Origin of the sequence: Leifsonia aquatica (assembly GCF_014190775.1) — a bacterium.
Lineage (GTDB): Bacteria > Actinomycetota > Actinomycetes > Actinomycetales > Microbacteriaceae > Leifsonia > Leifsonia aquatica.
Window position 1 is genome coordinate 184,481 of the sequence record NZ_JACHVP010000001.1, and the last position, 21,401, is coordinate 205,881.

Sequence of the window (21,401 nt, forward strand, 5' to 3'; positions counted from 1 at the left end):
GCCTATGCCGCCGAGCACCCCTCGTTTTGGACGATCCTCACAAAAATGGAACATCCGGCGATTGGAGGGTCTACAAACGGTTCCAGAGAGAGGTCCACTCGACATCGAGCTGGCGCACCAGCGTGCGCAGGGTGGAGAGCGAGAGCCCCACCACGGTGCTCGGGTCGCCCTCGACACTCGTGATGAACGGTCCGCCCAGGCTGTCGATCGTGAACGCGCCCGCCACCTCGAGCGGCTCACCGCTGGCGACGTACGCGTCGATCTCGGCGTCGGTGACGTCGGCGAAGGTCACGGAGGCGACCGCGGTCGCCCCGACCGAGCGGTTCTCCCGGCCGTCGCGGTGGTCGATCAGCCAGTGCCCGGAGTGCAGAACGCCGGTGCGGCCGCGCTGGGCGAGCCACCGCTGGCGCGCGATCTCGGGGCGGTGCGGCTTGCCGTGGATGAGCCCGTCGATCGCGAAGGCGGAGTCGCCGCCCAGGATCAGCCCGTCGATCGGCTCCCCGTCGAGCGTGCCGCGCACGGCTTCGGCCTTCAGCCGTGCCAGGAGCTGCACCATCGCGGACGGGCCCAGCGGGCCGTGCTCCGCCTCGGCGGCGGCGACGGCGGCGGGCTCGTCGACGTGCGAGGGCACGACGACCGGCTCGATTCCCGCCGCGCGCAGCAGGGCGAGGCGGGCGGGGGATGTGGACGCGAGATAGAGGCGCATGGTCACCTGTGTGTGGGATGCTCGAAGGATGCCCCAGAACGATGAGGTCGACCTCGACATTACCAACGTCGCCCACGGCGGCGTGTTCGTCGCACGCCACGAAGGGCGGGTCGTCTTCGTGCCCGACACCCTGCCGGGCGAGCGGATCCGCGCGCGCATCTCCGACCGCACCCACGACCGCTTCTGGCGGGGCGAAGCCGTCGAGGTGATCGACGCCGCCCCCGAGCGCCAGGAGCACGTCTGGGACGCCGCGTCGATCGACCGCGAGCCGGGCCAGCGCGCCGGCGGCGCCGAGTTCGGGCACATCCGCCTCACGCACCAGCGCGAGCTCAAGCGACGCGTGATCGAGGACGCCCTCCAGCGCGCGGGCCGTCTCGACGCGGACACGATCGCGCAGGTGAGCCCGACCGGAGGCCGTGTCGAGGTGGAGCCGATCGAGGAGTCGCCTGACGGCACGGGATGGCGCACGCGGGTGCGCCTGCAGGTGGGCGACGACGGCCGGGTGGGCCCGTACGCGGCGCGGACGCACACCATCATCCCGGTGCGCAGCCTCCCGCTCGCCACGGACGCCGTCCAGGAGGCGGCCCCCTTCGGTCAGACGTTCCCCGGCGCCGAATCGATCGACGTCGTGGCCACTTCGGGCGGTGCGGCCCACGTGCTCGTCAACGACGCTCCGATCCGCACCGGCAAGCGGCTCGCCCGCCCGCGCCGACGTCCCGTCCCGATCCGCGAGCGCGTCGGCGACCGCGAGTTCCGGCTCGACGCGCGCGGCTTCTGGCAGGTGCACCGGGGCGCGGCCTCGACCCTCACCGCGGCCGTGCAGGACGCGGTCGACGAAGCGCTGTTCGACCCGCGCGCCGCCAACCTCGACCTCTACGGCGGGGTCGGCCTGCTCGCCGCCGCGCTCGGCGACAAGTTCGGCTCCACGCTGCGAATCACCTCCGTGGAGAGCGACGAGGCGGCCACCGACGATGCAGCGGAGAACCTCGCGGACTGGGTCGGCGCCTCCGCGGTGACGGCCCGCGTCGAGCATTTCGCCGCCGACCTCGCCGCGAACGCCAGCGCGACCGACCGCGGCCGCCTCCGCGCCGCGACCGTCGTGCTCGACCCGCCCCGCTCGGGTGCTGGACGTGCCGTGGTCGAGTCCATCGCGTCGCTCCGCCCCGCCCAGATCGTCTATGTGGCCTGCGATCCCGTCGCGCTCGCCCGCGACCTCGCGTTCTTCGCCGAGCGCGGTTATCCGCTGCGCTCGCTGCGCGCATTCGACCTGTTCCCGAACACCCACCACGTGGAAGCGGTCGCCACGCTGACGCCCTGACGGGGGACACCGGCCTCCGCACCACTACGATGAACCACATGGTGCGGGTTTCTATCGTCGACGATCACGAATCGGTGCGTCTGGGGCTGAAAGCGGCCTGCCAGGACGCCGGCTACGAGGTCGTCATCACCGCCGCGACGGTCGACGAATTCGTCGCCGAGCTGGGCGGCCAGGAGTGCGACGTCGTCGTCCTCGATCTCTCGCTGGGCGACGGGTCGAAGGTGACCGACAACGTCAAGCGCGCGCAGGCGACCGGGGCGGCCGTGCTGGTGCACAGCATCGCCGACCGGGTGGCGAGTGTGCGCGAGGCGCTCGCCGCGGGCGCGGCCGGCGTCATCCCGAAGTCGTCGCCGACGACCACCGTGATGAACGCGATCGCCACCGTCGCGCGCGGCGACGTGCTCAACAATTTGGAGTGGGCGACCGCGATCGACGCCGACAGCGACTTCGCGAAGGCCCAGCTCGGCCGGCGCGAGCGCGACGTCCTGCACCTCTACGCATCGGGCCTGCCGCTGAAGGCGGTCGCGGCCCAGCTCGGGATCGCGAACTCGACCGCTCGCGAATACCTCGATCGCATCCGGGTCAAGTACGTGGAGGTCGGCCGCCCGGCCCCCACGAAGGTCGATCTGCTCCGGCGCGCGGTGGAAGACGGCATCCTGCCGGGTCTCGATCCCGACACGGGCAATGAGCGCGTCTGACCTGGTGCGTCCCGGGACCGTTCCGGGAGCTCCGCGCGAGACGTCGAAGCCTCGCAACCCGCTGAGCCGGGCGCGCATCGAGCGCATCGCGGACCGCACGGTCGCCGCCTTCGGTGTCGTCTTCGGCCTGCAGACCATCCCCACCGCCATCGCACAGCAGCACGTGCTCGTGCAGCCGTGGGGCCTCGTGATGACCGCCGTCATCTTCGGCGGGATCGTCGTGACGGTCCTGCTGGCGATCCTGCAGCGCTGGGTGAAGGGCGCGATGGCCGTCCTCGCCGTGCTGTACCTGGTCGCGATCGTCACGTGGCCGTTCGTCGTCTCGGACCCCGCGGCCTTCACGGCGGACAAACCCTGGATCTGGTTCCTCTGCAACGTCTTCACGGCGTTCGCCGCGGTCGCATACCCCCTCTGGCTCGCCGTGGTCTACACGCTCATCGCGCCGATCGCCTACGGCGTGATCCGCGCGCTCCCGGCGGGCGGCGGCGTGGGCGCGGAGCTGGCGGGTCTCGACGCCGTGTACGCGATCATCCTCGGCGGTGCGATCCTGGCCATCATCGCGATGATGCGCCAGGCGTCGTCGGGCGTCGACGTCGCGCAGAGCCAGGCGCTCGCGCGGTACGCCACCGCGGTGCGCCAGCACGCCACCGAGGTCGAGCGGGTGCAGGTCGATGCGATCGTGCACGACAGCGTCCTGACGACCCTGCTCTCCGCGGCCAGCGCTCGCAGTCCGGAGCAGAAGGAGCTGGCGGCGACGATGGCCGCCGATGCGATCGGACACCTCCATGCGGCCGAGGCATCGACGCCGGAGGACCAGTCGCTGGTCGGACTCGACCGGCTGACCGAGCGTCTCGTGACGGCGGCGAACGCGTTCTCGTCCCCCTTCGCCATCGAGGTCCAGGATGTGGAGGTGCACAGCCTGCCGGTCAACGTCGCGGAGGCCGTGTACTCGGCGAGCGTCCAGGCGATGGTGAACAGCATGCAGCACGCCGGCGGACCCGAGGTGGCGCGTAGCATCAGCATCCGCGGCGGCAGCCCGGCGGCGACGGTGCACATCGTCGTACGCGACGAGGGCCGTGGGTTCTCGGCCGATGAGGTGCCGGCGGAACGCCTGGGGCTGCGCGTAAGCATCCGCGACCGTCTCGCGAAGGTCGGAGGCCGTGCCCGCATCGAGTCCGAGCCCGGGAACGGGACGACCGTCGTGATCCTCTGGCCGTCGTCCGACCGGGAGCAGGAGGTGGTCGAGTGATCACCCTCAACCGCGTCCTCTTCCTCGGTCTCGGTGCCCTCTTCTCGGCGTACCACCTCTTCCTCGCACTCTCCTCCCTCTCCATCCCGGCGAACCCCGGTCCGCCGATCGTGGCGATGACCCTGTACGCGGTCGCGACGGTGATGAGCCTGTGGCCGACGAGCCCGACGAAGATGCCGCTGTGGCTGGCAGCCTTCGACCTCGCGGTCTGCGTGGTCATCCCGATCCTGGTCACGAGTCAGCTGGATCCCGCCAAGGACAACGGCTACGGCACGTGGTACGTCGCCGCCGTCGGGACGCTGATGACCATCTGCGCCGTCCGGAGGCAGTCGCTCTTCGCCTGGCTCGGGGTGGGGTTCCTCGCCGTGCAGACGGTGTTCTGGGCCGGGCCGGGAGCCCTGGCGGGGATCGGCGTGATCGGGTCGGTCGTGTGGGTCGGCGTCGCCGTGGTGATCGCCGGGTCGCTGGCCAAGGCCGGACGCGACTCCCTGCAGTTCGCGCGGGCCGAGCGGGAGGCCACCGAGTGGCAGGCCGCGCAGGAGGCGCACGTCATGGAACGGCAGCTCCGGCTCCGCCAGACCTACCGGGTCGCAGCGCCCATGCTCGCCGAGATCGTGCGGCGCGGCGGCGACCTCACCGAGGCGGAGCGACGCGAGTGCCGGTATCTGGAGGGCGCGATCCGCGACGAGATCCGCGGCCGGCGCCTTCTCAACGACGATGTGCGGCGGGAGGTCATGGACGCGCGCCGCCGCGGCGTCGTGGTCAGCCTCCTGGACGAGGGCGGGATCGACGATCTCGACCAGCGTGGTCTGGAGGCCGTGCTGCGCCGCCTCGCCGAGGCGATCCGCGGGACGACGACGGACAAGCTGATCGTGCGCACCGTGCCCCGTTCGTCGCAGACTGCCGTGACGGTGGTCGGACTGCGGATGTCGGACGACGGCGCCGCGAACGCGCTCGGCGCAGACTCGGACGACGACGAAGTCGATCTGTGGCTGGAGATCCCGCGCCCCGTTGCCTGAGCGCCCCTTCCAGATCTTCGAGGCGTCCGCCGGTTAAAAGGAGAAAGGGGCCGACACCCGAATTGTCGGCCCCTTTTCAAACCCCGAGTCAGGGCGACAACCCGAATATCGCCCTGACTCGCCCCCAAAGCACTCGCCTGCTTACCCTAGTCGACGAGTGATTCGGCGGTGTGACTCACGAGGAGAGACACCTAGCAATAACTATATTGACGCCAATCCCAGGGATTACATAGTCGTCATTTTGGAGGACACCGGGGGACACCCTGTGTCCTCCTTCCCGGACGGAAGCCGAGATCCAGGCTGTCCCGCATGTGGGGGACGCCGGCATCGGGGTACAAAGCGGGGGACGTTGTCACCGAGCGCGTGGCTCAGCCTGAGAACGACCGCCAGGCGCCGGGACCCGGGTCGAGTGGCGAGCGCAACCGGCGCTGGCTGCGCGCCCAGGCGTCCGGTCCGGCCGTCGGGCGTGCATCGCTCGCGGCCGCGGCCTGCTCGGCGGCGGCCGCCGTCAGTACGGCGGTGACCGCCGCGACCTCCTCCGGCGTCACGCCGCGCGTGACGAACCGGATCTGCGACGGGTCGAGCTCGCCGGTCACAGCGGGATGTTCCCGTGCTTCTTGGGCGGCATCGTCGCGCGCTTGGTGCGCAGCGCCCGCAAGGCCTTGATGACCGAGACGCGGGTGGCCGACGGCTCGATCACGCCGTCGAGCTCACCGCGCTCCGCCGCGAGGAACGGGCTGGCCACGTTGTACGTGTACTCGTTGGCGAGCTTGGTGCGCACGGCGGCGACGTCCTCGCCGGCCTCCTCGGCCCGCTTGATCTCGCCGCGGTACAGGATGTTGACCGCGCCCTGGCCGCCCATGACCGCGATCTCGGCGGTCGGCCAGGCCAGGTTGATGTCGGCGCCGAGCTGCTTGGAGCCCATGACGATGTAGGCGCCGCCGTAGGCCTTGCGGGTGATGATCGTGACGAGGGGGACGGTGGCCTCGGCGTACGCGTAGAGCAGCTTGGCTCCGCGACGGATGACGCCCGTCCACTCCTGGTCGGTGCCGGGCAGGTACCCGGGCACGTCGACCAGCGTCAGGATCGGGATGCCGAACGCGTCGCAGAAGCGCACGAACCGCGACGCCTTCTCGCCGGCGTCGATGTTGAGGGTGCCGGCCATGGCGCTCGGCTGGTTGGCCACGATGCCGACGGAGCGTCCCTCGACCCGCGCGAAGCCGATCACGATGTTCGGGGCGAAGAGCGGCTGCACCTCGAGGAACTCGCCGTCGTCGACGATGCCCTCGATGATCGTCTTGACGTCGTACGGCTGGTTGGGGGAGTCCGGGATGACGGTGTTGAGGCGCAGGTCCGCGTCCGTCGTCTCGAGCTCGGGCTCCGACTCGTACTGCGGGAGCTCGGCGAGGTTGTTCTGGGGGAGGTAGCTGAGCAGGTTGCGCGCGTAGTCGAGCGCGTCCTCCTCGTCGCTCGCGAGGTAGTGGGAGACACCGGAGATCTTGTTGTGGGTGAGCGCGCCGCCGAGCTCCTCGAACCCGACGTCCTCGCCGGTGACGGTCTTGATCACGTCCGGGCCGGTGACGAACATGTGGCTCGACTTGTCGACCATGATGACGAAGTCGGTGAGGGCGGGGGAGTACACCGCGCCGCCGGCCGCCGGGCCCATGACGATCGAGATCTGCGGGATGACACCGGAGGCGGCCGTGTTGCGGCGGAAGATCTCGCCGTACTTGCCGAGCGCGACCACACCCTCCTGGATGCGCGCGCCACCCGAGTCGAGGATGCCGATCATCGGCACGCCGGTCTTGAGGGCGTGGTCCATCACCTTGATGATCTTCTCGCCGGCCACCTCGCCGAGCGATCCGCCGAAGATCGTGAAGTCCTGGCTGAAGACCGCGACGTTGCGGCCGTGGATGGTGCCGACGCCCGTGACGACCGCGTCGCCGTACGGCCGCTTGGCCTCCATCCCGAAGGCGTGGGTGCGGTGGCGCACGAACTCGTCGAACTCGACGAACGAGCCCTGGTCGAGCAGCAGGTCGATGCGCTCGCGAGCGGTGAGCTTGCCCTTGGCGTGCTGCTTCTCGATCGCGGCCTGCCCGCTGGCGGTGACGGCCTCGTGGAACCGCTCCTTGAGGTCCGCGAGCTTGCCTGCGGTGGTGGAGAGATCGGCGGTCTGGCGTGCTTCGGTGTCGGTCACGCCGTTCACTCTACCTGCCAGTGCAGAGGCCGTGCCGTTGACGGGATCCTACAAAATCGGGGCCCTGCACTGGCAGACTGGGCCAATGCAGCAGAGCGATCACGTGGACTTCCGCCGGAGCCGAGCCGTCGTCCCCGGGCTGGAGGTGCTGCCGGAGGCCGGGTCGACGAACGACGTCCTGAGCGCGCGCGCCGCAGGGCTGCCCGACCTGTCGGTCATCGTGACGACGAACCAGACCGGAGGGCGGGGGCGGCTCGGCCGGGTGTGGGTGTCGCCGCCGGGGCGCACCTTGGCGATCTCGGTGCTGCTGAAGCCGGAGGGTCTCGCCCCGGACGCGTTCGGCTGGTTCCCGCTGCTGGCGGGTCTCGCGATGAGCCGTGCGATCGCTCCGTTCGTGCCGGGGACCGTATCGGTCAAGTGGCCCAACGACGTCCTCATCGACGGCGCGAAGGTGAGCGGGACGCTCTCCGAGCTGCTGCCCGATCTCTCGGGCCTGGTGATCGGCGTCGGTGTGAACCTCTACCAGGAGCCGGACGAGCTGCCGACCGCGACCTCCACCTCCCTCGTCGTCGCCGGGGCGGAGGCGCCCGATGCGGATGCCGTGCTCGCGTCGTATCTCGCCCACCTGATCACGCTCTATCGCGAGTACCTGACGGCCGGAGGCGATCCGGTGCGCAGCGCGCTGCGCGACGAGGTCGTCGAAGCCTGCCACACCATCGGTCGCGCCGTCCGCGTCGAACTGCCCGGCGGCGACGATCTGCTCGGCACGGCGGTGGGGATCGACGTCGACGGACGACTGATCGTGGAGTCGGATACGGGGCGCACGGCTGTCGCAGCGGGCGACGTGACGCACCTGCGGTATTAATGGGAAGCATGAGCAACACGACGGACGGGGTGCCCGGCCAGCCCCCGGAGCGGGTCGTGGCGCGTCTGCGCCGGAACGCGCGTGTGCTGTTCTGGCCGAGCCTCGCCCTGATCGCCGCCAGCGGCGCGGTCGGCTTCTTCGCCGGCCGGCTCGACGAGGTGTGGGAGATCGTGCTGCTGTGGTCGTCGGCGGCCGCCGTCCTGCTCCTCCTCTTCCTCCTGCCCCTGGCCGCCTGGCTCAGCCGCCGCTACACGATCACAACGCGGCGGATCGTCATCCGGCACGGCTTCTTCGTGCGCGTCCGGCAGGAACTGCTCCACAGCCGCGGCTACGACGTGAGCGTCAAGCGCAACTGGCTGCAGAGCGCCTTCCGGTCCGGAGACGTGCGGATCAACGCGGGGCTCGATCACCCGGTCGTCCTCAAGGACGTGCCGAAGGCCGATCAGGTGCAGCGCGCACTGAGCGAGCTGATGGAGCACGCGCAGAACGTCGTCGCGCTCCGGCGGCAGCAGTCCGAGTCAGTCTCCGACGAGACGACCGTCTGGGGATCCCGCTAGCGTCGAGCCGGTGAGGACCGCCGGTTCGGAGGTCTGGGCGGCGGGAACGGCGCGGCGCCTGGTGCGGCGCTCGGCGCGGTCGGGGGAGAACACCCACCAGCGGTAGAAGCCGAAGCGGAACACCATCCCGAGCGCGAGGCCCACGACGTTGTTCGCGATGTTGTCGGCCAGCAGCGAGGTGAAGCCCAGCACGTAGTGCGACACCCAGACGCACAGCAGCGGGATGGCCATCCCGGCGAGGCTGACGATGAAGAACTCGGCGCCCTCGCGTGCCGTGTTCTCCTGCCGGTTCTGCGAGAAGGCCCAGTAGCGGTTGCCGACCCAGTTCGTGCCGATGGCCACGAGGGTGGCGATCGCAGTGGCGATCAGCGTCTTGTGCGGCACGCCCGCGAGGACGGTCAGCATGAGCCCGTTGAACACGGCGAGGTTGACGACGAAGCCCACCGCCCCCACCGCGCCGAACTTGATCAGCTGGGGGAGGAGCCGCGCCTTGTGCGCCGCAGGGGGATTCTCGTTCGTCATGCTCCGGCCGTCGTCATGCGGGAAGATGGGTAGTGCGCTCGCCACACTACGCGAGCCCGGTAGCCCGATGCTGAGAGTTGCCACGGGGTGCATGAAGAGTCGAGGAGAGAGCGTTCGATGGTCAGGAACACAGTCGGAGTGATCGGCGGCGGCCAGCTGGCACGGATGATGATCCCCCCGGCGGTGGAGCTGGGCATCGACATCCGCGTGCTCGAGGAGGCCGAAGGCATGAGCGCGGAGATCGCCGCGACGGGCGTCGGCGACTACCGCGACCTCGACACGGTCCTCGCTTTCGCCGAGACGGTCGACGTCATCACCTTCGATCACGAGCACGTCCCGCCGGCCATCCTGCGCGAGCTGGTGTCCCGCGGCGTACCCGTGCATCCGGGGCCCGACGCCCTGCTCTACGCCCAGGACAAGATCCAGATGCGCGCCAAGCTCAGCGAGCTGGGTCTGCCCGTGCCCGATTGGGCGGCGGTGGAGTCGGCCGACGAGCTGGCGGCCTTCCTCGCCGACCACGGCGGCCGTGCCGTGGTCAAGACCGCCCGCGGCGGCTACGACGGGAAGGGCGTCCGCGTGGTCTCCGAGGCGAGCGAGGCGGACGACTGGTTCCTCGCCCTGGCGGAGGACGGCCGCGGCGGCGCGCTCCTGGTGGAGGAGCTGGTCTCCTTCCGTCGCGAGCTCGCCCAGCTGATCGCGCGTCGCCCCTCCGGCGGCTCCGCGGTCTGGCACGTGGTCGAGACGGTCCAGCGCGACGGTGTCTGCGCGGAGGTCATCGCCCCGGCTCCCGGCGCGGCCGGACGCACAGCGGAGGCCGCTGCGGAGATCGCGACCCGCATCGCCGACGGGCTCGGCGTGACCGGGGTGCTCGCGGTGGAGCTCTTCGAGACCACCGACGGGCGCATCCTCGTCAACGAGCTCGCCATGCGCCCGCACAACAGCGGCCACTGGTCGATCGAGGGCGCGGTGACCAGCCAGTTCGAGCAGCACCTGCGCGCCGTTCTCGACCTGCCGCTCGGCGAGACGCGCCAGCGCGACGAGTGGTCCGTGATGGTCAACATCCTCGGCGGACCGGCCGAGGGCAGCCTCCAGGACCGCTACCCGGCGGCGCTCGCCGCGCATCCCGAGGCCAAGTTCCACGGCTACGGCAAGGAGCCGCGGCCCGGCCGCAAGGTCGGTCACGTGACGGTCGGGGGCGATGACCTCGACGACGTCGTGTACCGCGCCCGCGCCGCAGCCGCGTACTTCGAGGGCTGATCCCGGGCGCCCCGACTCGCGCGCGCCGTAACCCGGACGCGGGGGTGCGCGCCCATACGATTATTGCCATGCCCGAGAACCCCCAACCCCTGGTGTCCGTCGTGATGGGTTCCGACTCGGACTGGTCCGTCATGCAGGAGGCCTCGCGCCTGCTCACCGAGTTCGGAGTCGCCCACGAGGTCGAGGTCGTCTCCGCGCACCGCACGCCCGTGAAGATGATCGACTTCGGTACCGCCGCCGCCGGGCGCGGTGTCCGCGTCATCATCGCCGGAGCCGGCGGCGCCGCCCACCTGCCCGGGATGCTGGCCGCCGTGACCACGCTGCCCGTCATCGGCGTCCCCGTCCCGCTCGCCCGGCTCGACGGCCTGGACTCGCTGCTCTCCATCGTGCAGATGCCGGCCGGTGTCCCGGTCGCGACCGTCTCCATCGGCGGGGCACGCAACGCCGGCCTCCTGGCTGTCAAGATCCTCGCCACGTCCGACCCGGAGCTGACGGCCGCCCTCGAGCGCTTCGCCGCCGATCTGGAGGCCAGCGTGGAGCAGAAGAACGCGGCCCTGCAAGCGAAGCTATGAACCCGACCAGCCCGCTGCGTCATCCGGACGCCTCCTCCGCGCCCGTCATGACCAGGCGCGGCTGGTGGCTCGTCCTGATGAACGTCCTGCTGCCCGGATCGGTGCAGGTGGTGGCGGGCAACCGGCGGCTCGGCCGGGTCGGATTGATCGCGACCGGGCTGCTGTGGCTGCTCGCGATCATCGCCCTCGTCGTGTACCTGGTCGCACCCGCGACGATCTACACCTTCGCCACCCAGGCGGGCAGCCTGACCGTGCTGCAGATCGTCCTCGTCCTCTACGCGGTGCTGTGGGTCGTGCTCACGCTCGACACGCTGCGGCTGGTGCGTCTGGTCAAGACGACCTCGCGGGCGCGCGGTCTGATCGCCGCCTTCGCCGTCGTCGTGCTCGTCGGGCTGACGGGCACCGCGGGCTATGCCTCCGTCGTGGCGGGCTCCGCTCGTGGCGCGCTGGGCGACATCTTCTCGGCCGGCCCGTCGGAGCCTCCCGTCGACGGCCGGTACAACATCATGCTGCTCGGCGGCGATGCGGGCCCGGACCGCGACGGCCTGCGCCCCGACAGCATGTCCGTCGTCAGCATCGACGCGTCGACGGGCAAGGCGGTCACCATCGGCTTGCCCCGCGACCTCGATCCGGTGCCGTTCCCGGAGAAGTCGCCTCTCCACACGCTCTACCCCGACGGGTACGGCTACGAGGACCGCTGCGACGTGGACGTCTGCCAGCTGAACTCCATCTACACCGAGGTCGAGACCTACAAGAAGGACCTCTACCCGAACGCGACGAAGAACAAGAGCGAGCCCGGGATCGAGGCGATGCGGGATGCGCTCGAAGGCGCGACCGGCCTGACCATCCAGTACTACGTGCTGATCGACATGCAGGGCTTCGCCGACCTCGTCGACGCTCTCGGCGGCGTGGACATCACCGTGACGGACCGCATCCCGATCGGCGGCGACGAGGACCTCAACGGCGTCGTCGAGTGGATCGAGCCGGGTCAGCACCACATGGACGGCTATCACGCGCAGTGGTACGCCCGCGCCCGGCACGGCTCGAGCGACTACGACCGGATGGCGCGGCAGCGCCAGCTGCAGGACGCCATCCTCAAGCAGGTCAACCCGGTGAACGTCGTGAGCAAGTTCGAGGGGATCGCCAAGGCCGGATCCCAGGTGATGAAGACGGACATCCCGCAGTCGATGCTCGGGTACTTCGTCGACCTCGGGATGAAGACGCGCAAGCTCCCCGTCGACCAGCTCGAACTCGTGCCGCCCACGATCGATCCGACGGATCCCGACTACACGCAGATCCACCAGCTCGTGCAGCAGGCGGTCGCCCCGGCATCGCCGAAACCGACCGCGAAGTAGGCGGAGCGCGTCCAGCCGACCCCTTAATAGGTCACAGGGACCGCTCAGCGCAACCCCGTAGCGTCGCCCGCCTATGACGGGTACAGCTGGAAACGTGGCAGAGAAAACGACGCGACCGGCGAGCACCCGGCTGACGGCACTGGACGGACTCCGGGGCCTCGCCGCGGTGATCGTCGTGTTCCACCACGCCCTCTACACCAACCCCGACTTCCCCGGCACACCCGGCGGCGGCAACGCTCCCGCGGGCTCGGCGATGTGGTGGATCAGCTACACGCCCCTCAAATTCGCGACCGCCGGCGTGGAGTCGGTGATCGTCTTCTTCGTGCTCTCCGGGCTCGTCGTCACCCTGCCCGTGGTCCGCCACCGCGGGTTCGACTGGGTCGCGTACTTCCCGCGTCGAGTGGTGCGCCTCATGGTGCCGGTGACGGCCTCCGTGCTCCTCGCCGCCGTCTGGGTCGCCGCCATCCCGCAGATCTCGACGCAGCCGAAGGGCACCTGGCTGAGCAACTCGTCGACGCCGAACTTCAGCTGGGAGTACATCGTCAAGGCGATCGACCTGCTCGGCGGCGACGGGCAGATCAACAACCCGCTCTGGTCGTTGCGCTGGGAGCTGCTGTTCTCGCTCGCCCTGCCTGTGTTCGCCGTCCTCGCCATCGCCGTCCGCAAGTGGTGGATCGGCGGGCTGACCCTGGCCTGCGTGCTCACCTGGCTCGGCGCCCGCACCGGTTCGGGCGAGCTCGAGTACCTCCCCGCCTTCTTCGTCGGCGCCGTGATCGCCGTGCGCCTCGACGCGGTGCGCAACGTCGCCGACCGCATCAACGCCCGCTGGTACCGGCATCCGCTCTGGGCGGGCCTCACCGTGGGCAGCGCGCTGCTGATGATCGCACCGTGGCTGTTCGGTCCCGGCATCACGCAGCTCCCCGATCTGGAGCACGCCCTCAAGGGCCTGGTCCCCCTCGCGGCCGCCGGCCTCGTCGTCGCGGTCCTGGGCTGGAAGCCGCTGCGTGCGGTGTTCGAGTCGCGGCCGTTCCAGTTCGCCGGCACGATCTCGTTCAGCCTGTACCTCGTGCACGTGCCGATCCTGATCTTCAGCACCTACCTGTTCGCCGCGGAGCCCTGGTATGTCGCCCTGCTGTTCGGCATCCCGGTGGCGGTGGCTGTCTCCATCGCGTTCACCTGGCTGATCGAGAAGCGCAGCCACCTGTGGTCGAAGGCGGTCGGAGCGTGGGCCTCGGAGCGGTACCACGCCTGGTTCGGCCGCGAGGACTCCGAGGCGGAAGCGCCCTGGACCGCCGTGGATCGCGCGCGCGAGCCGGAGTCCGCGAACCGTCGCTGAGCTTCGCTCCGGCTAGAGGTCGGCGTGCAGCTGCCAGACCCGCTCGGCGGAGTCGCGCCAGCTGAACGCACGGGCACGGTCCGACGCGAGCACGCTCAAGCGCTCGCGCAGGGCACCGTCGTCGAGCACAGGGCCGATCGCCGCGGCGAGCCTCTCGGTGTAGCCGCTCTCGTCCGAGTCGGTGGGGGAGGGGCGTTCCACGACGAGGCTCGCGCCGCCCGCGACCTCCACGAGGGCCGGGTCGTCCGAGTGGATGACCGGCAGGCCGAACTTGAACGCCTCGACGATCGGCAGCCCGAACCCCTCGGCGAGGCTGGGGTAGACGAAGAGCGTCGCCCGGTCGAGCACCACGGCGAGGTCGGCGTCCTCGAGCTGTCCGAGCGCGCGGACGCGATCCTCCGGAAGACCGGCGGCGGCCGCGACGCCGGTCGCCGAGCCGTCGCCGAAGCGATCGGGACCGGCGATGAGCAAGGGGATGCCGTGGGCCTCCGGGCGCGCGACGGCGCGGATGAGGGGAGCCACGCCCTTGCGCGGCATGATCGACCCGAGCGTGAGAGCGTAGGTCTCCGGCAGCTTCAGGCGGGCGGCGCGCTCGTCGGCGTCGGCCGGGAGGCGCAGGGCGGTCGCCGGAGCGCCTCCGATGACCCGGATGCGGTCGCCGAAGTCCAGCTCGTCGGCGAGGCGGGCCGCCACCGCGTGCGTCGGGACGACCACGGCATCGGCGTGCTTGCGCGCGCGTTTCGCCATCGCCTTCGTCCACATCGCCGTACCGGCTCCGAGGGATTCGGGATGCGTCCACGCGAGCGTGTCGTGGATGGTCACGGCGACCTGGTCGCCGTCCTGGAGCGAGCGTCGCCGGCGGAGTGGAGCGAGCAGGGTCGGCGCGTGCACCATGCCGTGGATGCCGCCGAGACGCACACCGGACTGCCACGCGACGGTGAGCTCGCGGTGGGCGAGCGGGAGCCGGGTGATGTCGGCGAGACCGGGGAGGCGGAGTCGCAGGTCGTCGAGCTGCTGGTCGGAGACCGCGGAGACGATGCCCACGACGTCGCAGCCCTTCGGGGCGGTCGTGATCAGCTGTCGGGTGAGCTCCTCGGTGTAGCGGCGTGCACCGCCGGGAGCGTCGCCGATCAGCTCATCGATCACCACCCTGAGGGTTGTCATTCTGCTCCAGGACTCCGTGACGCGCTGCGTCGGCCAATGCTGCCTCCCACGCCCGCATGGGATCGAGGCCGGCTGCGCGCCAGGCCTCGTGACCGAGCACCGAGAAAGCTGGTCGTGCTGCGGGCCGCACGAAGGTCGAGCTGTCGGTCGGTGTGACCCTATCAGGGTTCAATCCGGCTGCGCTGAAGACCGCTTTCGCGAAGTCGAACCACGACGCGCGGCCCGAGTTCGTGCCGTGGTAGACGCCCGCGGGGGCGTCCGCGTCGAGCAGGGCGACGATCTGCGCGGCGAGGTCACCGGTCCACGTCGGCTGGCCGACCTGGTCGGTGATGACGCTGACCGTCTCGTGACTCGCGGCGAGCTTCACCATCGTCTTCGCGAAGTTCGCGCCGCCCGCGCCGTACAGCCACGCCGTCCGCACGATGTACGTCCCATCGGGGTGTGCAGCCAGTGCGAGCTCCTCGCCGGCGGCCTTCGTGCGGCCGTACGCGTTCAGCGGGTCGCGGGGGGTGTCCTCCGCGTACGGCTCGGTCGCCTGACCGTCGAACACGTAGTCGGTCGACACGGTGACGAACTTCGCACCGTGGTGCTCTGCGGCGACGGCGAGATTCTCGGTTCCCGTCGCGTTGATCGCGTAGGCCTCGTCCTCGTGCGTCTCGGCGTCGTCGACCTTCGTGTAGGCGGAGGCGTTGATGACCACGTCGTGCCCGGCCACGGCCGCGAGAACGGCGTCTCGGTCGGTCACGTCTAAGTCGGCGCGACCGAGGGCCGTCACGTCGCGACCCTCCAGGGCGCGCTGGAGGTCCTGGCCCAGCATGCCGCGGGCGCCGGCGATGAGATAGCGGGTCATGGTGCCGGCGCTCAGGCGTCCAGTGCGGCGCGGGCCTTGAGCGGCTCCCACCACTCGCGGTTGTCCCGGTACCACTGCACGACGTCGGCGAGCCCCTGCTCGAACGGCACCTGCGGCTCGTAGCCGAGCTCGCTGCGGATCTTGGAGATGTCGACCGAGTAGCGGAGGTCGTGGCCGAGGCGGTCGGCGACGCGGTCCACGTACGACCAGTCCTTGCCGGTCGCGTCGAGCAGCAGCTGGGTGAGCTCCTTGTTGGTGAGCTCGGTGCCGCCGCCGATGTTGTAGATCTCGCCGGCGCGGCCGTTCACGAGCACCATCGCGATGCCGCGGGTGTGGTCGTCGACGTGCAGCCAGTCGCGGATGTTGTTGCCCTCGCCGTAGAGCGGGACGTGCTTGTCGTCGATGAGGTTCGTGACGAACAGCGGGATGACCTTCTCGGGGAAGTGGTACGGCCCGTAGTTGTTCGAGCAGCGCGTGATCGACAGGTTCAGGCCGTGGGTGCGGAAGTAGCTGCGGGCGAGGAGGTCGCTGCCGGCCTTCGACGCGGAGTAGGGGGAGTTCGGCTCGAGCGGGCGGTCCTCCGCCCAGGAGCCCTCGGCGATCGAGCCGTAGACCTCGTCGGTCGAGACGTGAACGAAGCGCTTCAGGTCGTGGCGCAGGGCCGCGTCGAGCAGCTGCTGCGTGCCGAGCACGTTCGTCTCGACGAAGATCGACGCGTCGCGCACCGAGCGGTCGACGTGCGACTCGGCGGCGAAGTGGACGACCGCGTCCACGGTCGGGAACAGCTCGTCCAGGAGCGCGCCGTCGCGGATGTCGCCCTTGATGAACGTGTACCGCGGCGAGTCCGCGACCGGGGCGAGATTGGCGAGGTTGCCGGAGTAGGTCAGTGCGTCCAGCACGACGACCTCGGCCCCTTCGAGGCCCGGGTAGGCGTCCTGCAGGGTGCGTCGGACGAAGTTGGAGCCGATGAATCCGGCGCCGCCGGTGACGAGAATCTTCATGGGAGAGATGGGTGCTTTCTGTCGATGAACCGTGCAGGAGTCTACCGCGGGGGCCTGATTGGTAGACTCCCGGGGTGCAGATCCGCGAACTTTCGATCCCCGACGCCTACGAGGTCACCCCCAAGCAGCACTCGGATGACCGCGGGATGTTCACCGAGTGGTACCGCTTCGATCGGCTCGAGGAGGCGGTCGGCCACCCGCTGGACCTGCGTCAGGGCAACCTGTCCGTGTCCAAGCGCGGCTCGGTGCGCGGCATCCACTTCGCCGACATCCCGCCCAGCCAGGCGAAGTACGTGATGGCGCCCCACGGCGCCGTGCTCGACTTCGTCGTCGACATCCGCGTCGGGTCGCCGACGTTCGGTCAGTGGGACAGCGTGCTGCTGGACGACGTCGACCGCCGCGCGATCTACGTCGCAGAGGGGCTCGGGCACTGCTTCGTCGCGCTCACGGAGGGGGCGACCGTGAGCTACCTGGTCTCGGACACCTACAACCCGACGCGCGAGCACGGCATCAACCCTCTGGACGCCGACATCGCGCTGGTCTTCCCGCCCGAGGCGGGCGAGCCTCTCCTGTCGCCGAAGGACACCGGCGCACCGGGCCTCCTCGAAGCGCGGGACGCTGGACTCCTGCCGACGTGGGATGCCGCACGGGCCTTCTACGCGTCGCTGAACGACAAGTAAGGAATCACTGAAGTCATGCGCGGAATCATTCTGGCCGGCGGCTCCGGCACCCGGCTGTGGCCCATCACCAAGGGCATCTCGAAGCAGCTCATGCCGATCTACGACAAGCCGATGATCTACTACCCCTTGTCGACCCTGATGATGGCCGGGATCAACGAGATCCTCATCATCACGACGCCGGAGTACAACGACCAGTTCCGTGCACTGCTCGGTGACGGCTCGCACCTGGGGATCCGGATCGAGTACGCGGTCCAGCCGTCGCCGGACGGCCTCGCCCAGGCGTTCATCATCGGCGAGGACTTCATCGGCGACGAGTCGGTCGCGCTCGTGCTCGGGGACAACATCTTCCACGGGACGGGCCTCGGCTCGTCGCTTCAGGCGCACAACGACGTCGACGGCGCCGTCATCTTCGCCTACCAGGTGAGCAACCCGACCTCCTACGGCGTGGTCGAGTTCGACGACGACTTCAAGGCTCTCTCGATCGAGGAGAAGCCGGCCCAGCCGAAGAGCAAGTACGCGGTCCCCGGTCTCTACTTCTACGACAACTCCGTGATCGAGATCGCGAAGACCATCGCACCCAGCGCGCGTGGCGAGCTCGAGATCTCCACCGTCAACGAGCGGTATCTCGAGGCGGGGACCCTGCAGGTGCAGGTGCTCGATCGCGGCACCGCCTGGCTCGACACCGGGACATTCGAATCGATGATGCAGGCGTCCGAGTACGTCCGCGTCATCGAGGACCGCCAGGGATTCAAAGTCGGCTGCATCGAAGAGGTCGCCTGGCGTGCCGGATGGATCGATGACGCCCAGCTCGCCGTTCTGGCGGCTCCGCTGGTGAAGAGCGGATACGGCGCCTATCTCGAGAGCCTGCCCGCCAACGGCTGACCGGCCCCTAGGAGCGGCGGGTGAGCAGCCATCCGCGGGCGGCGAGAGCCCCCTTCAGCACCAGCCGGAGCGGGGCGAGCAGCGGGCCGCGGTACTTGTTGGCGAGGAAGCGGTAGGCGCTCTCGTGATGGACGAGGATCATCCGGCGGGACTCCGACTGGGTGGAGAGCCCGCCGACGTGGATCACCGAGGCGTCAGGCTCGTAGCGGTTGCGGAGTCCCGCGCGGCCGATCCGGTAGCCGAGGTCGACGTCCTCGAAGTACATGAAGTAGCCCTCGTCGAAGCCGTTCAGCGCGTCGAACGCCGTACGCCTCACCAGGACGCAGGCGCCGGACAACCAGCCGACATCGCGCGCATCCGCGTCCTGCTCGGACCGGTAGGCCCGCGTCCACGGGTTGGCCGGCCACACGCGGACGAACAGGGCGTGGCCGATCCCCGTGCGCAACGAGGGGATCCGCCGGGCGGAGGGGTACAGGGAGCCGTCTTCGTTCAGGATCTTCGGCCCGACGGAGCCGATTCCGGGGTCGCCGTCGAGGCGTTCGCGCAGGGTGGCGAGGGCGTCCTCGCCGACGAGCACGTCCGGGTTGCACACGAGAACGGCGTCCACGTCGCGGGGAAGGGCGGCGACGGCGCGATTGATCGCACCTCCGTAGCCCAGGTTCTCCCCGAGCGGCAGCACCGTGGCGCCGTGCGTGCGCGCGATCCGCTCGGTCTCGTCGAGGTCTGCCGAGGCGTTGTCCGCGATGACCACGCGGACGCCGGCAGCGATCTCTGGCTGCAGCGACGTCAGAAATGGGTCGAGTTGCCCGCTCGAGTTGTAACTGACGGTCACGACGGCCGTCGTAGCAGGGGAGCGAAGCACCCGACGAGCATACTTGATGCCTCTTGAGGGATGCTCTCAACCAGGTGTGGCAAGATTGCCGTCGGCAGTAGGCCCCTGAGCCGGTGTAGAGCGATACGAGGAAGACGAAAAGACGACGTGGCATCTGTAGGCAAGCTGTTCTCCCGAGCCGTCGAGCGCGGTCCCCGCGTCCTCGTGCGCAAAGCCAGGACGGGGCTGCTCCTGCTCAAGAACCACGGTCCGCGAGCGACCTACGGATACCTGCGGTCGAAGCTGGTCCAGGTCGCCGGTCCGCAGAAGCCGCGACTCCTGGTCGACCTGGGCGACGCCGCCGCAGTGGATTGGACCGTGCTCCCCGAGCGCATCACCGACCCGATCTCCGTCGCCGACCGTCCTTCGCGCATCGCCTGGATCATGTCTCCTCCCGGCAAGGAGAGCGGCGGTCACCAGAACCTCTTCCGTTTCATCAAGTTCGCCGAGCAGGCCGGACATCGCTGCGACGTGTACCTCTACCACGCCGGTGAGGTCGCCGTGGATCTCCAGGTCGTCCGCTCGATGCTCGCGGCGTCGGAGGCCTACCCGGACCTGGACGGCGACATCCAGGTGTGGGACCGCGATCGCGGCGTCGCCGACGGCACCGACGCGATCTTCGCCACCGGCTGGGAGACCGCGTATCCTGCGTTCCTCGACAGCAGCCGCGCCCGCCGCTTCTACTTCGTGCAGGACTACGAGCCGCTCTTCTACCCGCTCGGTTCGGAGGCCCTCCTCGCGGAGAACACCTACCGTTTCGGGTACCACGGGATCACCGCCGGCGGATGGCTGGCTCACAAGCTCGGCACCGACTTCGGGATGAAGACCGATCACTTCGACTTCTCCGTCGACCGCTCGCTCTACCGGTACGAGAACGCCGAACGACGCAACGAGATCTTCTTCTACGCGCGGCCGGTGACCCCGCGGCGGGCCTTCGAGTTCGGCCTCGTCGCGCTCGAGGACTTCGCGCGCGCGCGCCCCGACGTCACCATCAACCTCGCGGGATGGGACGTCTCCAACTGGGAGATCCCGTTCGCGTACAACAATCTGTCGAGCCTCCAGCTCAGCGAGCTCAATGCGGTCTACAACCGCTGTGCCGCCGGTCTCGTCCTCTCGCTCTCCAACATGTCGCTCCTCCCACTCGAGCTGCTGTCGAGCGGCGTCATCCCCGTCGTGAACGACGGACCGAACAACCGGATGGTCTCCGACAACCCCTACATCGAGTACGTGCCCGCCTCGCCGATCGCGATCGCCCGCAAGCTCGTCGAGGTCGTCGAACGCCCCGACGCCCCCGAGCACGCGCGCCTGGCCTCGGAATCCGTCGGAGGAACCACGTGGGCCGAGTCCGGCAGGACGTTCGTCGACGCGTTCGAGAGGGCCATGCGTGGCTAGGGCCGTCGTCATCGGAGCCAACGGCTTCATCGGCTCCCATCTCGTCGACGGCCTCGCCGCCGCGGGCCACGAGGTGCGCGCCTTCGACCGGTTCAGCTCCCGCGAACCGACGTTCGAGGCGGCCGCCGAGGTGATGGTGGGCGAGTTCCTCAGCCGGGGTGACATCGAGTCGGCCGTGTCCGGACAGGAATACGTGTTCCACTTCCTGTCGACCACGACGCCGGCGACGGCCGAGTCGGATCCGACACTCGACATCCGCACGAACGTGGCGCAGACCATCGAGCTGCTCGAGGCCAGCGTGCAGGCCGGTGTCCGCAGGGTCTATTTCGCCTCGACCGGAGGAGCGATCTACGGCGACCAGGGGATGAGCGTGTACTCCGAGTCGGATCCGACCGCTCCCGCGTCCCCCTACGCGATCGGCAAGCTCGCCATCGAGCAGTATCTTCGCTTCTTCCGCGTCAAGCACGGGCTCGCCTCGACGGCCCTGCGCATCTCGAACCCGTACGGCACCCGTCAGCACCCGAGCAAGAAGCAGGGGCTGATCCCGATCGCGTTGCGACAGATCCTCACCGGCCAGCCCGTCGTGCAGTTCGGCGACGGGACGATGGTCCGCGACTACCTCTACGTCGAGGACCTGGTGCGCCTGATCCTGCCCATGGTCGGCAGCGAGCCAGAGCACGCGGTCTACAACATCGGCAGCGGTGCCGGACACTCGGTCAACGACGTCCTGGATTCGCTCCGCCGGGTGACCGGCATCGACTTCGCGGTCGAGCGCCGCGAGAAGCCTCCGACATTCGTGGATCACGTGGTCCTCGACACGAGTCGGTACGAAGCACAGTACGGCGGATTGGATCTGACCCCTCTCGACGAGGGGATCCGCCGGACCTACAACGAAATGAAAGGGGAGTGA

Annotated in this window: 22 protein-coding genes; 14 read left to right on the forward strand and 8 right to left on the reverse strand. The window is 69.6% G+C overall.

The features are described 5' to 3' along the window. Positions 1-70: 70 nt before the first annotated feature. The gene (locus tag FHX33_RS00800) at positions 71-706 is read right to left on the reverse strand and encodes a Maf family protein (RefSeq protein WP_183428063.1); all 636 of its coding nucleotides are present in this window, start codon (positions 704-706) and stop codon (positions 71-73) included. 28 nt (positions 707-734) lie between these two features. Here FHX33_RS00800 and FHX33_RS00805 point away from each other — a divergent pair, with 28 nt between their 5' ends. The 4 genes from FHX33_RS00805 to FHX33_RS00820 are packed head-to-tail and all read left to right on the forward strand — an operon-like array spanning position 735 to position 4,990. Next, positions 735-2,024, forward strand: a complete 1,290-nt coding sequence (locus FHX33_RS00805) for a class I SAM-dependent RNA methyltransferase (protein WP_183428064.1) — start codon at positions 735-737, stop codon at positions 2,022-2,024. 38 nt (positions 2,025-2,062) lie between these two features. Beyond that, positions 2,063-2,722: a response regulator transcription factor gene (locus tag FHX33_RS00810; protein ID WP_039922616.1), complete on the forward strand. Its 660-nt coding sequence runs from the start codon at positions 2,063-2,065 to the stop codon at positions 2,720-2,722. Further along, positions 2,709-3,971: an ATP-binding protein gene (locus tag FHX33_RS00815; RefSeq protein WP_021763519.1), complete on the forward strand. Its 1,263-nt coding sequence runs from the start codon at positions 2,709-2,711 to the stop codon at positions 3,969-3,971. Before FHX33_RS00810 ends, FHX33_RS00815 begins: the two co-directional genes overlap by 14 nt. Further along, positions 3,968-4,990 (forward strand): hypothetical protein, encoded by a 1,023-nt coding sequence (locus FHX33_RS00820; protein WP_021763520.1) that lies wholly within the window; start codon positions 3,968-3,970, stop codon positions 4,988-4,990. Before FHX33_RS00815 ends, FHX33_RS00820 begins: the two co-directional genes overlap by 4 nt. Positions 4,991-5,358: 368 nt before the next feature. Here the strand turns inward: FHX33_RS00820 and FHX33_RS00825 are convergent, their stop codons facing one another. Continuing rightward, positions 5,359-5,586, reverse strand: coding sequence for an acyl-CoA carboxylase epsilon subunit (locus FHX33_RS00825; RefSeq protein ID WP_183428065.1), 228 nt, complete (start codon positions 5,584-5,586; stop codon positions 5,359-5,361). Further along, a complete protein-coding gene (locus FHX33_RS00830) occupies positions 5,583-7,196 on the reverse strand; it encodes an acyl-CoA carboxylase subunit beta (RefSeq protein WP_051336944.1) in 1,614 nt (537 codons plus the stop codon). Before FHX33_RS00830 ends, FHX33_RS00825 begins: the two co-directional genes overlap by 4 nt. A gap of 76 nt (positions 7,197-7,272) precedes the next feature. Here FHX33_RS00830 and FHX33_RS00835 point away from each other — a divergent pair, with 76 nt between their 5' ends. Both FHX33_RS00835 and FHX33_RS00840 read left to right on the forward strand, forming a co-directional pair. Then, entirely contained in the window at positions 7,273-8,052 is a 780-nt protein-coding gene (locus tag FHX33_RS00835) for a biotin--[acetyl-CoA-carboxylase] ligase (protein ID WP_021762658.1), read from the forward strand. A gap of 8 nt (positions 8,053-8,060) precedes the next feature. After that, positions 8,061-8,609, forward strand: coding sequence for a PH domain-containing protein (locus tag FHX33_RS00840; protein WP_218874961.1), 549 nt, complete (start codon positions 8,061-8,063; stop codon positions 8,607-8,609). On the opposite strand, the gene FHX33_RS00845 is transcribed toward FHX33_RS00840, so the two are convergent. Then, positions 8,571-9,131, reverse strand: a complete 561-nt coding sequence (locus tag FHX33_RS00845; protein ID WP_021762656.1) for a GtrA family protein — start codon at positions 9,129-9,131, stop codon at positions 8,571-8,573. The two genes, FHX33_RS00840 and FHX33_RS00845, sit on opposite strands and share 39 nt — an antisense overlap. A gap of 87 nt (positions 9,132-9,218) precedes the next feature. Between FHX33_RS00845 and FHX33_RS00850 the strand changes: the two genes are divergently transcribed. The 4 genes from FHX33_RS00850 (at position 9,219) to FHX33_RS00865 (ending at position 13,651) form a co-directional block, all read left to right on the forward strand. Then, the gene (locus tag FHX33_RS00850; protein WP_081703933.1) at positions 9,219-10,388 is read left to right on the forward strand and encodes a 5-(carboxyamino)imidazole ribonucleotide synthase; all 1,170 of its coding nucleotides are present in this window, start codon (positions 9,219-9,221) and stop codon (positions 10,386-10,388) included. A 68-nt stretch (positions 10,389-10,456) separates the two neighbouring features. Then, entirely contained in the window at positions 10,457-10,960 is a 504-nt protein-coding gene (gene purE / locus FHX33_RS00855; protein WP_021762654.1) for a 5-(carboxyamino)imidazole ribonucleotide mutase, read from the forward strand. Beyond that, a complete protein-coding gene (locus tag FHX33_RS00860) occupies positions 10,957-12,315 on the forward strand; it encodes an LCP family protein (RefSeq protein WP_039921914.1) in 1,359 nt (452 codons plus the stop codon). The genes purE and FHX33_RS00860 overlap by 4 nt, the downstream gene beginning before the upstream one ends. A 94-nt stretch (positions 12,316-12,409) precedes the next feature. Next, on the forward strand, positions 12,410-13,651 hold the full coding sequence (locus FHX33_RS00865; protein WP_248616248.1) for an acyltransferase family protein: 1,242 nt from the start codon (positions 12,410-12,412) through the stop codon (positions 13,649-13,651). Between the two features lie 12 nt (positions 13,652-13,663). Here the strand turns inward: FHX33_RS00865 and FHX33_RS00870 are convergent, their stop codons facing one another. From FHX33_RS00870 to rfbB, 3 genes are read right to left on the reverse strand one after another with little or no spacing between them, the layout of a single operon-like run. Beyond that, on the reverse strand, positions 13,664-14,815 hold the full coding sequence (locus FHX33_RS00870) for a glycosyltransferase family 4 protein (protein WP_021762651.1): 1,152 nt from the start codon (positions 14,813-14,815) through the stop codon (positions 13,664-13,666). Beyond that, on the reverse strand, positions 14,787-15,665 hold the full coding sequence (rfbD, locus tag FHX33_RS00875; protein ID WP_021762650.1) for a dTDP-4-dehydrorhamnose reductase: 879 nt from the start codon (positions 15,663-15,665) through the stop codon (positions 14,787-14,789). Before rfbD ends, FHX33_RS00870 begins: the two co-directional genes overlap by 29 nt. An 11-nt stretch (positions 15,666-15,676) precedes the next feature. Next, positions 15,677-16,666 carry a dTDP-glucose 4,6-dehydratase gene (gene rfbB / locus FHX33_RS00880; protein ID WP_021762649.1) on the reverse strand — a complete coding sequence of 330 codons (990 nt, stop codon included), beginning with the start codon at positions 16,664-16,666 and terminating at the stop codon, positions 15,677-15,679. A 74-nt stretch (positions 16,667-16,740) separates the two neighbouring features. Here rfbB and FHX33_RS00885 point away from each other — a divergent pair, with 74 nt between their 5' ends. Then, on the forward strand, positions 16,741-17,346 hold the full coding sequence (locus FHX33_RS00885) for a dTDP-4-dehydrorhamnose 3,5-epimerase family protein (RefSeq protein WP_021762648.1): 606 nt from the start codon (positions 16,741-16,743) through the stop codon (positions 17,344-17,346). 15 nt (positions 17,347-17,361) lie between these two features. Further along, entirely contained in the window at positions 17,362-18,228 is an 867-nt protein-coding gene (gene rfbA, locus FHX33_RS00890) for a glucose-1-phosphate thymidylyltransferase RfbA (protein WP_021762647.1), read from the forward strand. A gap of 7 nt (positions 18,229-18,235) precedes the next feature. On the opposite strand, the gene FHX33_RS00895 is transcribed toward rfbA, so the two are convergent. Continuing rightward, complete coding sequence (locus FHX33_RS00895; RefSeq protein ID WP_039921911.1) at positions 18,236-19,090, reverse strand: glycosyltransferase family 2 protein; 855 nt, start codon at positions 19,088-19,090, stop codon at positions 18,236-18,238. Positions 19,091-19,207: 117 nt separating this feature from the next. Between FHX33_RS00895 and FHX33_RS00900 the strand changes: the two genes are divergently transcribed. Then, a complete protein-coding gene (locus FHX33_RS00900; RefSeq protein WP_248616247.1) occupies positions 19,208-20,491 on the forward strand; it encodes a rhamnosyltransferase WsaF family glycosyltransferase in 1,284 nt (427 codons plus the stop codon). Further along, a complete protein-coding gene (locus tag FHX33_RS00905; protein WP_021762644.1) occupies positions 20,484-21,401 on the forward strand; it encodes an NAD-dependent epimerase/dehydratase family protein in 918 nt (305 codons plus the stop codon). The genes FHX33_RS00900 and FHX33_RS00905 overlap by 8 nt, the downstream gene beginning before the upstream one ends.